The organism is Chryseobacterium sp. FR048, from assembly GCF_056844665.1.
Genome location: NZ_JBXDSE010000006.1, coordinates 23874 through 36678, shown reverse-complemented (window position 1 = coordinate 36678; position 12805 = coordinate 23874). Strand labels below are relative to the sequence as shown.

Below are 12805 nucleotides of genomic sequence, written 5' to 3'. Positions count from 1 at the left end.
TTGCTACACCAATCACCGAATCACAAAATATTATTAACGATTAAAATTTACACATCATGGCGGAAAGAAACTCAAGAGGAATCTTAAAATTCAACAACGGAGAAGGACAGAAATTACTAAAAATGAACTACAGCGTATCAAGATCTACAGATGTATCTGGACGTGTAGCATCAGATCCTTCCAACGCACTTATCAAAGTTACAGTAGAAGCTACTGAAAAATCAGACATTCTTGAAAGCTTACTGAACGGAAAATATAAGCCGACAGTAGGAGAAATCGTTTTCAACAAATCTCACGAAGAAGGAACATTGATCACTTTGAAATGGGAAAACGGATATGTAATCCAGCACGAAGTAGATTTCGACGCTATCGACAGCAACAGTATGCTGATCAGCTTCGTCATCAGTGCAGAAGGAATTGACTACGGAACTTCTCGTTTCGATGGTTTATGGCCTTCAGTAGGTAAATAAACCTAAGCGACTTAAAATTAATACACATTATCAACATTCATAAAAGAAGACTGTCCTCACTAAAGGCAGTCTTTTTTTGCCTTAGAGAAAGTTTTTATACTGAAACTTATCCGATGGCAGTTTCGTAAAATATTATTATCTTTAGTACTCACCCAAACACAAAGCATATGAAAACCGAATTACAAACAAAAGGTCCGTCTTTCCGGCCTTCACAGAACGCCGATGGTATATCTGAAAATCACCATAAAGGAATCAATCGGCTGGTAAAACTGTCATTGGTTGTAGAAGGAAAAATTATTAAATACTATAAGCATTTTACGCTTAAGCAAAAAACAAATCATCATCATGAATTCAGTCTTACCCTGGCTCACGATGCATTGGGAGACAAGCAAAGTCATACGCTTGAAGAAGCTAATAAATTTCTTGGAAAACGGCTCACAGCAGTTATTGCCTATAAAGATATTGAAAACAGCCCTGAAAGAAATTTTGTAGGAATCATTACCAAAGTGGGCTTTAACCAGGAGAAAATGAGTCTGGGAAATATTGTACTTTCCGGATACAGCCCCACCATATTGCTGGATGGCGCTCCACATATACAGAGTTTTGGTGGTGTACAGCCTGTCAATATGGGGATTATAGCAGAAGAAGTGATCAAGCAGGGAATTGATAAAGAACGTTTTGATATAAGAGTCGATACAAATGACTATTCTCAGATCATCTACAGCTGCCAATATAATGAAACACATTACAATTACCTTGCAAGGATGGCAGAAGCTTATGGTGAACAGTTTTATTATGACGGTGAAGTATTACACTTCGGAAAGCTCCCGCCTCAGAATAAACCTATCAAATTGGTGTATGGAAGTAATGCCAATGATATCAAAGTAGAATTGAAAGCTGTTCATACAAAACCACAGTATTATGGCTATAACAGCAGTAAAAACGAAAAACTGACTTCAGGAGAAACCCCGGTAAAGCATTTAGGGGATCTTGCTAAGACAGCATATGGCCATAATGATAAAATATATAAAACCCCGGCACTTCAGGTAGCACCTATCAAGGCATCTACCCATCTGGATGTAGAGCACTCTCAGAGAAGTACTTCAGGAAGTGAGGCCGTAAGCGTATTTTCAATATCCGGTTCTACAACAGTTCCGTTCCTGCATCCCGGTTGCGTTGCAGATGTTTATATGAGAAAACCGGACAGCAACGAAACTTCTTACTTTACAAAAGTGATGATTACAGAAACCGTTCATGAAATAGATGTCATTGGACATTATACCGGGAGTTTTGAATCGATTGCAGCCGATACCGGATTTTTACCCAAACCAGAATTTACAGTTCCTATAGCCCAGCCTCAGATCGCAACTGTTGTTGCTAATGCAGACCCCGAAGGACAAGGGAGAGTTCAGGTGAAATTTGACTGGCAGCTGAATGATACAACGCACTTTGTAAGAGTCATGAGCCCTGATGCAGGAGGAACAGACAGAATTACCCAGAACCGTGGGTATGTGGCTATTCCTGAAGTAGGGGATCAGGTAATGGTCAATTTCGTACATAATCATCCTGACCGCCCCTTCGTAATGGGTGGAATGTTCCATGGGGGAATTGGCCTCGGCGGAGGAATGGATAACAGAGTGAAGTCTATCCAGACCAGAAGCGGCCATAGAGTCGTCTTTACAGAAGATGAAAGCATCATTATCACCGATAAAAGCGGTAATGAAATTCATTTGGACACAACAGGAAGCAATATCAATATTACAGCACCGGAAACCATGACGCTGAATTGTAAGAATATGAATATCAATGTGGGGGAGAATATGACTACAACAGTGGGGATGAATAAGAGTAATTCTGTGGGAATGAATATTACAGAAACTGCAGGTGCAAATATCTGGCAGAATGCCATATTGGATTATTCTTTAATGGCTGCTAATATTATGAAAGTTGCAAAAGGAGATATTTCTTCAGAGTCAACAAATGTGAAAAGAAATGCCAGTAAGGATATTGAAGTGATTTCATCAGAAGGAACCATTCACCATAATGCGCAGAAAGAAGTGAAAAACAATAGTGGGGAAAAAGGTAGTAACTTTTAAATTGTTATCATGGGAAATATTACAGAAATAGCTGGTGGAAAAATTTCTGAAAGATCAAGTCAGGATATTGAAAATAATGCAGGAAGTTTCATAAGTAATTTGGCTTCAAATTTTGTTAGACAAAAAGGAGATCAAAAAGGAGTTACATATAATATTCCTCCTGCTAATAAAAAAGAATTAAAGAACTCTATAAAAGGGGTGGCTATTTTTCGAAGAAAATCAGATTATAGTAATAAACCGGATTTTGGATTTGATTGGTATGCCGGAAATAAATACGGAACTACATATAATGAACCTTATGATTTTGAAGACAACAAAACGTTATTGAGTGGGCGAAACAAGTTACAGAAAGAATACACTTCTATTATAAAATATATCCCGATTAGGGAGTTAGGGTATATGGAGGCTGGTAAAAATTCTGGTGGCTCAATAATAAATCTCAATGGCAAAATTTATTTTGTTCCATGGTTCTCTGCATTTGCAAAAGATGACTCTGGAAATTCTAAAAGCTATGAACTGGATGTTTTTTTCAATATTGAGGAGCCGGTGGAAGGACATATCAAAATCAGCAGTAAAAGTGATGAAATTGAAGTTGCTTTTATTGATAGTGGAGATACTTTTTTTAATATAAATGAGAGCCATCCTAAATTATTTTCTAAAACAATAAGAATCTCTTTTTTAGACTATATTTCAGATCACAGCTCAATCATTCTAACATTTCATAAAAAAAGTGAAGAAGAAAAAGCAGAGGAAAAGAAAAGACAAGACGAAATTGCAAGTGGAAAAACTCCTACAGGGCCTCAAACAGTATATGTAAGTGCAGGAGAGCTATTGGGAATATTGAATGTTTATAACAATTCAGTGGAATATGAGGTAGTTTTCAGGTATGTTAAAGTATTTTTTAAAGGTTGGATATATATTGAAAATTTTGAAGATAAAGTATATTTATCAGGAGCTTCAGTTGGTTACCAGGAAAATCGAAAGTTAGCAGAAAGAGAAAAGAATTTGACTAGAGGAATTGCTAATTTAAGAAGTTTACAAAGTTCATTACAGAACGTTGGAAATTCAACACGAGTGAAAGAAATTGAAGATATTATTCTGAAACAGGAAAAAGAACTTCAAGATGTAAAAGCTTTGGTCGTCAAAAGACAAAAAATTTCTACTGATTTATATAATGAACAAATGCAAGCCATCAATCGGTATACAAGTTTTATAAGTAACAATAAGCAATCACTTATTGATATGATGTCTCAACCATTGATAAGATATAAGGAAAAGAACAGTACTAATTATGAACAACTTGAAATTGATGTTGAAAACATAGATTCCTTTTTTCATGATCTTAAGTTGAAAAAAGGGCGAAGTAGTCATTATATAGTAAATGATAATGATAAAGAGTTCAATTCAGGAAGGATTAGAGATAAAATCAATGACGCATTTAAATCAAATGAAACAAAAGATAAAAAAGAGCTTATAATATTTTTATTACCTTTTGGAATTAAAAGTGAAAACAATACTATTTTATTAGGAAAAGCAGAAGATGTGTCATACAAGGCTGATAGTGCGATGCTAACTCCTCAGGCTGATGCTTCCACATTTATTCATGAAGCAGGTCATACATTTAATCTTCCTCATACTTTTTTAAAAAGAGGAGGTAGTTGGTTCACTGAAGGTATTACATTAGAACAAGGAACAACAGATAATATTATGGATTATGATTATAATTTTAAGAATAATGATAAAGATCCTTCTAATGATGTAAATTTAATCACAAATAAAATCTCTTTATGGAAGTTCCAGTGGGATATTATGAGAAAGGATCCTAACTTGATAGAATTAGTAAAAAAATAAAACTATGAGAGCTTATTTTCAAATATCTTGCTTACTATTTTTGACAGGATCAGCCATGATTTCCTGTCAATCTAAATATAGTAAAGAAACTAATACTACTGCTAATCAACTAAAAATGAAAGACCAGTTTCCCAATCACAAAACAGCTTTTGAGAAAATAAATGATCAGGTTATAATATATAATCCTTTAGGTGAAAAACTTTTATATATAGATTTAAAAAGATCCATGTATACAGTATATAAACCAGATTTAAATTATGTAAATTATTTACTCAAAGTAAATGAATTTTTATATTTCCTCCCTAAAAAAGTACAACAGAATTATAAATTTTCAACTGGAGATTCAGAAACTTCTTCAGGTATTTTTTCTACTGAAAATACAGTAAATGAATTAGGGTTGATCGGTACTTCAAAAATGAACATTCCGGATCAGTCAGGAGAGTTAAAAATGAGCAATGTAGTTTATCATTATAATAGATTTGCAGAGCTTTTAAAGGTTGATGATGGAGGAAAGATAATTGCTGAATATAAATACGATGAGGGTGCTAATTTGTTAGAGTCTGAAACAGCTGAAAAAAGTATAAAATACTTTTATGATAAAGACAATCAGGTTATAAGGGAAGAAGGGAATAAAAAAGATAAAAAATATATTCTTCATTATACTTATAATTCTAAAAACAATCTAGACAAAAAGTTTAGTGGTGATCAGAATTTAATTACAGAATATAAGTATGATTCTTCTGGAAGACTTATTGAGATTATAGAATATTCAGGAATGCCTGACAAAAATGATTCACAAAAAATAATTAATCATTTTATCAAAAAAAATTATATATATAATAATGACAAGATCATTGAAGAAATGCAATTTGAATATGATATTGTAAACTCTTCAGTTCTTATCGATAAAAAATGGAAGCCTATAACTATTGAAGAACAAAAGAAATTAAGCTGGCAACAGTTTAGAAGTAAATCTGAAATACCTTTTTCTGTAATTGAGAAAAAATACACTTATCAATCTGACCAGATAGAAGTAACAATTAATAAATTCAGTTTTTCAAACAAAATGAATAATGGCAAGATAGAAGGAAATAAAGAACTTTTAGATTCTGAAATTATTAAATACAAGCTAGACAATATGGGAAGAATAATCCAAAAAGAAGTTTATAATAAAAACAAGAAACCTGTAGAAACAGTGAATTATTTTTATTAAAAAGAACTGGAATATCTTGATTAATTTGAATTAATCAATACTTAATCTGATCGTTATAATCCAATTGAACAACTTTAAAGCATATTGCTCATTCAGTTAGTCAATCATTCTCCTGCAGGATTATTGTAAGGTGGAATGTTTGTATTTGAAAAAGATAAAAAAGCAACGAAAAGATAAATAAAAATAATGAGATATATTAAAATTAAAAATATAATGTTTTTTATTGTTGTTTATGTTTTGTTTTTTCTTACAACATATTTTTCAATGAAAGATTATTCAAATGATGTATCTGCATCATGTCTAGATTGTTCATATTTAAGAGATGTTTCAATTTTTTCTTTTTTTTCTTCAACAATACTTATACTACTATTTTTTTTGTTTAAAAAGCTGATAAAAAGAAAGTTATTTACTTCCATTGTAGTCGCGATTATTTTTTTGATAGCTGTTCTTGTCAATAACTATAATATTTTCGTTGACAGAGTTTCAGCATGGAGCTCTTTTTCTTTTGAAAGCGAAATAATGGGTGTCATTTCATCATCGTACTTATATACAATAATCAGTGCTATTTTATTGTGGCTTTTTCTAAATAAATTCAAATTGGCCGATTACCCAGAATCAAGTATTTAATGATTCCGGAAGTAGGGCATCAGATGATGGTGAATATCGTCCATAGCCACCCCGACCGACCTTTCGTCATGAGCGAATGTGCCACGATGGAGTAGGCTTAGGAGGTGGAATGGACAACTGTGTGAAGTCTATCCAGACCAGAAGCGGCCATAGAGTCGTCTTTACAGAAGATGAAAGCATCATTATGACGGATAAAAGCGTTAGTGAAATTCATTTGGATACAACAGGAAGCAATATCAATATTACATCACCGGAAACCATGACGCTGAATTGTAAGAATATGAATGATAAAGATCCTTCTAATAATGTAAATTTAATCACAAATAAAATCTCTTTATGGAAGTTCCAGTGGGATATTATGAGAAAGGATTCTAACTTGATTATATAAAAATAGTTTTGTTTTTTTATTTTGTATCAATTTTATACCCTTTTATCAGATAAGATGGCTGTGGAATAAATAAAATCTTTTTTACAAGCATTGTTGAGAGTATTATAATGATCACCTTTTTACTTTTAAAACAGACTTTCTTTTATTTTTCTTATCTTGAAAAAAATATTAAAAAAACATAACCTGATTAAACTTCAATAACCGTAATGAACAGAATCACCGATCACCTGAAATATTTCTCGAAGCTATCCGCTGTATTCATTTTCAGCCTGTTTAAAATTTATGCTATAGGAATTGTCTCCACCATTGCTACCCTTGTGCTGGGAATTTATATTCTGGCAGACAGTTTAGGGGCATCACTGGGACATAGCGGTGGTTTGGCGTTTATAGTAGCTACAGTTATGGCTAAACCTGTATCAGCAGGACTTTTCTATTTATTGATCATCATAGCGCCGTTTGTAATTGCCATTTTCGCCACCAAATACGCTATGGCAAGAATCATCAGCAGGCTGCTCAAAGATCATGCGAAAACAATTCTGGTTCCTTTTATTGATAAAGTTCTGGATAAATTCAAAACCAATCAGCCCACAGTCGTTCGTACCAGTGCAGACTATGCCCTGGCCAAAGTGAAACTTCTGAATGAATTCAGAAACAGTTCAGAAAATAAAATTCTCAAACGTATTCTGAGTTATGCTTTAAACAAAATAAAATTTGATGAACTGAATCTGGGCGATGAGAATGTGAATTTTTATGACATTATTAAAACCACTCTGATCGAAAAATTACATGAATTGGCAGAGCCTTCGGCAATGCTGTTCTATATTTACATAGGCCTTCAGTGGATCAGTTTGGCTCTGATGTACTTTTTGAATATTTAAGATTCACATAAAAAAAGAATATGGAGCAGAAAATCGGGAAATCCTGAGGGAGATCAATATCACTTTAAAGAACAAAAAAGCCGATTGTTACTTCTCTCATAGAAGAATTAATTATCTTTATCTCATTTAGAATAAAATATTTAATTTTAAAGACACTAAAAAAATCCGGGTCAGGACCAAATGCCCCGGAGATAAGATCAAAAACAGAACGCAAATATATTAATATAAGAAAAATTATAAATGGGAGTACTAGTAACCAACGAAACAGTAAAGCAACTATTTCATATTGCTCAGTCGATAGCGAAGGAAAATTATAATGGAACTTATGGCGGTCCGCATATTCTGCAGGCTTTAATGCATAAAGATATAGGACTTAATGAATTCCTGAAAAGTATAGATAAAGATCCCGGGTATTTCTATGAATGGGCAGACGTCCGTATTGAAGAATATCCCAAAACAGCACACCTTCCTGATGAAGTAGGGCAGGATGATGCAGTAGATACCCTGATAGAAGAGGCGGATGATATTCGTTTAAAATTAGGATTAGACGAGATCACCCCAATCTGTATCCTTACTGCCATTGTAAAACCACAGGTCGTATTTTCACTTCAGCAGCTGAAATCTCTTCCGCTGAGAGAACATGACATTTTCAACTTATATAGAAAAGATACCCCGTTCACCGTTTCAGAAGATGGCGATTTTTCATCTCTTTTTTCAAACGGTGCAGATTATACAGATTCATCATTTCCTTCCATTAAAAGCTATTGTGTAGACCGCACAGCGCAGGCAAGAAAAGGAGATCTGGAAAACATCATCGGTAGAGACAAAGAGCTGAGAATGCTCGTTGAGATTCTTTGCCGAAGAAGTAAACCTAATGTAATTATCATCGGAGAACCGGGAGTAGGAAAAACAGCTTTAGTAGAAGGTTTTGCCATTGAAATTACAAAAGGAAACGTTCCGGAAATGCTTAAAAACGGAACTTTGCTTGAACTGGATACCGGAGCATTATTAGCCGGGACTTCCTATAAAGGAGAAATTGAAGACCGCTTGAAAAAAGTAATCAATGAATGTAAAAAGATTGAAAAAGCAATCCTTTTCATTGATGAAATTCATACCCTTCTGGATCCGAAAGGAAGTATTGGAAACGTTGCTAACCTTCTGAAACCGGAACTAGCCAGAGGTGAAATTACCGTAATCGGGGCAACTACCCAGGAGGAATACAGAAAAATTATAGAGCCGGAACAGGCTTTCAACCGTCGTTTTGAAGTTTTAACCGTTAATGAACCGGATGAAAAGACCTGTGTGAAAATGATCGATGTACTTCTTGAAGGCTACAAAAAACACCACGGGATTGAAGTGGAGAAAACAGCCCTTCCGGAATGTGTACGTCTGGCAAAAAGATATGCGAAAGGTAAAAAATTACCGGATGCAGCGATCGATTTATTAGACCGAACAATGGCTGCGATCAAAATGCTTGATGAACTTTCAGAAAAAGAGCTGGATAGCTGGAAAGAAAGCTACGATGCTATTTTAAAAGAAGAATATGCAGACAACAAAGACAAAGCAGACGAACTGATCTGGACTTACAACTTATTAAGAGACAAAATAAGCCCTATACTTTGGGGATCTCTGAGCGAGCAGCCGGCATTAGACAATTCGATGCCTGTTGATCAGATTCAGAAGATTATTGAAGATACTTATGCCGAACTTTTGCAGCATGCTGCAAAGAAAAGAGAAAAAGTAGACCGACTGGAACTGGCTGCTGTGATGGCTGCCAAAACCAATATCCCGATCGGGAAAATTCAGGCTCAGGAAAAAGAAAAACTCCTGAATATGGAATCCCTTCTTTTAAACAGGGTAGTAGGGCAGGATCATGCTTTAAAAATCCTTTCCGATGCTATTGTTGAAAACCGAAGCGGATTGAATAAACCTGGACAGCCTATCGGATCATTCTTCCTTTTAGGGCCTACAGGAACAGGTAAAACAGAGCTGGCAAAATCAATGGCAGAATTGCTTTTCAATGATGAAAAGGCAATGGTACGCTTTGATATGTCAGAATTTAAAGAAGAGCATTCAGCCGCATTATTATACGGAGCGCCTCCGGGATACGTAGGATACGAAGAAGGAGGGATGCTGGTGAACAAAATCAGACAGCAGCCTTATACCGTTGTTTTATTTGACGAAATTGAAAAAGCCCACCATTCCGTTTTTGATGTATTTCTTCAGATCATGGACGAAGGAAAAGTACACGACAAACTAGGAAAAGAAGGAGATTTCAGTAATGCACTGATCCTGTTTACCTCCAATATCGGAAGTGAAGAAATTGTAAAACAGTTTGAAGAAGGAAAAATTCCGGAGTCATCATCCCTGATGCAGATTATGTCAAATTCAGGCAGATTCAGACCGGAATTCCTGGCAAGGATTACAGAGATCATTCCTTTTGCACCGATCACCGAATCTATTGCAGAAAGAATTTTCAATATCCAGCTGAAATCACTTCATACTTCGCTGACGAGATTAGGAATTGCCATGAAGATCAGTGATGATGCCGTAAGAAACCTTGCATTGGGAGGATTCAGCAGCAAATATGGAGCGAGACAGATCTCAGGAGTAATCCGTGCACAGCTTGCCAGACCAATCTCTAAAATGATTGTGAGAGAAGAAGTAAAATCCGGCCAGACCATTCATGTAGACTGGAATAAAGAAGAAGAAAAACTAAGCTGGAAAGTAGATTAAATTATAGGGTAATAAGGCTGATCCGCAAATTTGCACTTTAGCCTTTTTACTTTTTTACTATTAATACATTTAAGATGAAAACGATTGTCAGGAATATCTTTACAGGGATAATGCTGTTGGGAACTGTTATCATGGTAAACGGACAGTTTCTTACTGCTTCAGATATCTCAGAAAGCAGTGTGAAAAAGTATAAAGGGATCATTAATAACAACAAAGATCTTGTGGAATTTATTGAGCAGCTGCTTCTTCAGAAGGGGCTGCCCAAGCATCTGAGGAATCTTGCGCTTATAGAATCCCATTTTGACAAAAATATTACCTCAGGAGCCGGAGCGGTAGGAATCTGGCAGTTTATGACCTCACATGCCAACCAATACGGGCTTACGGAACAGGGACGTACGGATATTTATAAAAGTACCAAGACGGCTGCTATTTCTTTAAGTAATCTTTATAAGAAATACAATAACTGGGTAACGGTAGTGGCTGCTTATAACTGTGGTGAAGGGAATATCGCCAAAGCAATGCAGGCGGCAGGTTCTTCTCAATACCATGAGTTTTATAAATATCTTCCCGGAGAAACCATCAATCACGTTAAGAAATACCTGAATGCATGCTATGCTACAGGAGAACTTCAAAGCGTATTGAGTAATTACAATTCTTCAAGACTCAATAAAGTTTTCTTTGAAGGCGGAAACAGAAAAGTATCGAATGAAACCCTTTCTGAAACAGACATCAACGCCGGATTCAGTCTGAAAGTTGTGGCCGCCGAACTGAACATCGATGTGGACCAGATTCTTGCATGGAATCCGGGAATAGAAGACGAACTGCAGAAGAAAGGAGAAAGTACTTTTTATCTTCCTACCGATCTGATGCCGGATTTCCTGTTAAGAAAAAACAAAATACTGATGCGTTCCATAAAAGAAGGAGCGTCCGTTCAACAATAAAACAACATCAGCCCCACTGTACAATTGAAATCTTCTTTTATTTAAAAGGAGATTTTAATTTTTTCCCCTCACAGGTCAATTCAAATAAATGAAAAATAAACTGAAATATATTGTCTTGATACCACTTCTCTGGTTCTTTATTCATTGTACCTACATGATGGCTGACGGGATGAATGACAAAGGAGGAAAGGCTGATATAGCTGTGGTTTTGGGAAATAAGATCAATGAAGACGGAACAGTATCAGATAGGCTGGCAGCAAGACTGAATCAAAGTATTAAACTCTATACTTCGGGACGTGTAAAGAAAATTCTGGTAAGCGGAGGGCTGGGGAAAGAAGGATATTGGGAAGGAACGAAGATGAAAGACTATCTCAAAGAGCACCATATTCTTCAGGAAGATATTCTCGTAGATAATTATGGCAATACTACCGGAATGACTGTTAAAAATACCATTCGGATTTGTGATAGCCTACATTTTAAAAAAGTGATTTCCGTTTCTCAGTACTATCACCAGACGAGAATTAAAAAACTATTCAAAGAACATCAGTTTTACTCTGTTGAAAGCTCAAGCCCTCGATATTTTGAAATGAGAGATTTTTATTCCGTTTTCAGAGAATTTATAGCTTACTATTTTGGTGGGTAAATTTCAACCTGAATTGACTTTCCGTTTCTGACTTTATTTATACTTAAAAATTCAGAACATGAAGATCAATATCTGAATATTAAATTTTTTATTCGATTATTCCATCCGTTTGTTTGAATAAATGAACCGTTAAAGACATACTAAAATTTATTAAAAAATATTAATATTTCTCTTTTATGTGTAAAATATGATTTTTAAATAAGGTTTGTTTATGTATTTATATTGTTGGTTATTAATTGTTTGTGGATTGTTGTTAAGTCAAAAGTCGTAGAATTACTACAAAAAGTCGTAGAATTACTACAATTTCTCAGATTTGTACTGAAAAGTTTTTTTTAGAAAAAAAGAGCCTCTATATTTGCTACACAATCACCGAATCACAAAATATTATTAACGATTAAAATTTACAAATCATGGCAGAAAGAAATTCAAGAGGAATCTTAAAATTCAACAACGGAGAAGGACAGAAGCTATTAAAACTTAACTATAGCGTATCAAGATCTACAGACGTTTCAGGACGTGTAGCATCAGATCCTTCTAACGCACTTATCAAAGTTACAGTAGAAGCTACTGAAAAATCAGACATCCTTGAAAGCTTATTGAACGGAAAATATAAGCCTACAGTAGGAGAAATCACTTTCAACAAATCTCACGAAGAAGGAACATTGATTACTTTGAAGTGGGAAAACGGATATGTAATCCAGCACGAAGTAGATTTCGACGCAATTGACAGCAACAGTATGCTGATCAGCTTCGTCATCAGTGCAGAAGGAATTGACTACGGAACTTCTCGTTTCGATGGTTTATGGCCTTCGGCAGGTAAATAAGCCTATTCATCATCTTAGTAAAAATAAAATTGGTACAGAGCAGCGACTTGAAAAAGTAGGCTGTTCTGTTTTTCCATTGTAAGACGTGTTGAATTTCATGGATTTTTTCTAATAGTCCATGGAAATGTTGAAAATCTC

At 35.0% G+C, this 12805-nt stretch carries 11 protein-coding genes; 10 read left to right on the top strand and 1 reads right to left on the bottom strand.

From position 1 onward, the window contains the following. The first annotated feature begins 56 nt into the window (after positions 1–56). From tssD (AC106K_RS16835) to AC106K_RS16820, 4 genes are all read left to right on the top strand, one after another. Complete coding sequence (tssD, locus tag AC106K_RS16835) at positions 57–470, top strand: type VI secretion system tube protein TssD (protein ID WP_047098544.1); 414 nt, start codon at positions 57–59, stop codon at positions 468–470. A 167-nt stretch (positions 471–637) separates the two neighbouring features. Further along, positions 638–2566 (top strand): type VI secretion system Vgr family protein, encoded by a 1929-nt coding sequence (locus AC106K_RS16830; protein ID WP_482446627.1) that lies wholly within the window; start codon positions 638–640, stop codon positions 2564–2566. Positions 2567–2575: 9 nt separating this feature from the next. Next, the gene (locus tag AC106K_RS16825; protein WP_482446626.1) at positions 2576–4417 is read left to right on the top strand and encodes a hypothetical protein; all 1842 of its coding nucleotides are present in this window, start codon (positions 2576–2578) and stop codon (positions 4415–4417) included. Positions 4418–4421: 4 nt separating this feature from the next. Beyond that, positions 4422–5630, top strand: a complete 1209-nt coding sequence (locus AC106K_RS16820; RefSeq protein WP_482446625.1) for a hypothetical protein — start codon at positions 4422–4424, stop codon at positions 5628–5630. 272 nt (positions 5631–5902) lie between these two features. Here AC106K_RS16820 and AC106K_RS16815 read toward each other — a convergent pair whose 3' ends face one another. Beyond that, positions 5903–6046: a hypothetical protein gene (locus tag AC106K_RS16815; protein WP_482446624.1), complete on the bottom strand. Its 144-nt coding sequence runs from the start codon at positions 6044–6046 to the stop codon at positions 5903–5905. A gap of 287 nt (positions 6047–6333) precedes the next feature. Here AC106K_RS16815 and AC106K_RS16810 point away from each other — a divergent pair, with 287 nt between their 5' ends. The 6 genes from AC106K_RS16810 to tssD (AC106K_RS16785) all read left to right on the top strand — a co-directional run bounded on the left by AC106K_RS16810 (position 6334) and on the right by tssD (AC106K_RS16785) (position 12667). After that, complete coding sequence (locus AC106K_RS16810; RefSeq protein WP_482446623.1) at positions 6334–6645, top strand: hypothetical protein; 312 nt, start codon at positions 6334–6336, stop codon at positions 6643–6645. 206 nt (positions 6646–6851) lie between these two features. After that, entirely contained in the window at positions 6852–7523 is a 672-nt protein-coding gene (locus AC106K_RS16805; protein ID WP_482446622.1) for a hypothetical protein, read from the top strand. Positions 7524–7763: 240 nt separating this feature from the next. Next, complete coding sequence (locus tag AC106K_RS16800) at positions 7764–10259, top strand: ATP-dependent Clp protease ATP-binding subunit (RefSeq protein WP_482446621.1); 2496 nt, start codon at positions 7764–7766, stop codon at positions 10257–10259. 74 nt (positions 10260–10333) lie between these two features. After that, the gene (locus tag AC106K_RS16795; protein ID WP_482446620.1) at positions 10334–11200 is read left to right on the top strand and encodes a lytic transglycosylase domain-containing protein; all 867 of its coding nucleotides are present in this window, start codon (positions 10334–10336) and stop codon (positions 11198–11200) included. An 88-nt stretch (positions 11201–11288) separates the two neighbouring features. Continuing rightward, a complete protein-coding gene (locus tag AC106K_RS16790; protein ID WP_482446619.1) occupies positions 11289–11843 on the top strand; it encodes a YdcF family protein in 555 nt (184 codons plus the stop codon). A 410-nt stretch (positions 11844–12253) separates the two neighbouring features. Further along, a complete protein-coding gene (gene tssD, locus AC106K_RS16785) occupies positions 12254–12667 on the top strand; it encodes a type VI secretion system tube protein TssD (RefSeq protein WP_185289339.1) in 414 nt (137 codons plus the stop codon). Positions 12668–12805: the final 138 nt, after the last annotated feature.

Bases quoted from the DNA above. Each gene is read 5' to 3' on its own strand.
- tssD (WP_047098544.1), top strand. From the start codon at position 57: ATGGCGGAAAGAAACTCAAGAGGAATCTTAAAATTCAACAACGGAGAA.
- AC106K_RS16830 (WP_482446627.1), top strand. From the start codon at position 638: ATGAAAACCGAATTACAAACAAAAGGTCCGTCTTTCCGGCCTTCACAG.
- AC106K_RS16825 (WP_482446626.1), top strand. From the start codon at position 2,576: ATGGGAAATATTACAGAAATAGCTGGTGGAAAAATTTCTGAAAGATCA.
- AC106K_RS16820 (WP_482446625.1), top strand. From the start codon at position 4,422: ATGAGAGCTTATTTTCAAATATCTTGCTTACTATTTTTGACAGGATCA.
- AC106K_RS16815 (WP_482446624.1), bottom strand. From the start codon at position 6,046: ATGGAAGTAAATAACTTTCTTTTTATCAGCTTTTTAAACAAAAAAAAT.
- AC106K_RS16810 (WP_482446623.1), top strand. From the start codon at position 6,334: ATGTGCCACGATGGAGTAGGCTTAGGAGGTGGAATGGACAACTGTGTG.
- AC106K_RS16805 (WP_482446622.1), top strand. From the start codon at position 6,852: ATGAACAGAATCACCGATCACCTGAAATATTTCTCGAAGCTATCCGCT.
- AC106K_RS16800 (WP_482446621.1), top strand. From the start codon at position 7,764: ATGGGAGTACTAGTAACCAACGAAACAGTAAAGCAACTATTTCATATT.
- AC106K_RS16795 (WP_482446620.1), top strand. From the start codon at position 10,334: ATGAAAACGATTGTCAGGAATATCTTTACAGGGATAATGCTGTTGGGA.
- AC106K_RS16790 (WP_482446619.1), top strand. From the start codon at position 11,289: ATGAAAAATAAACTGAAATATATTGTCTTGATACCACTTCTCTGGTTC.
- tssD (WP_185289339.1), top strand. From the start codon at position 12,254: ATGGCAGAAAGAAATTCAAGAGGAATCTTAAAATTCAACAACGGAGAA.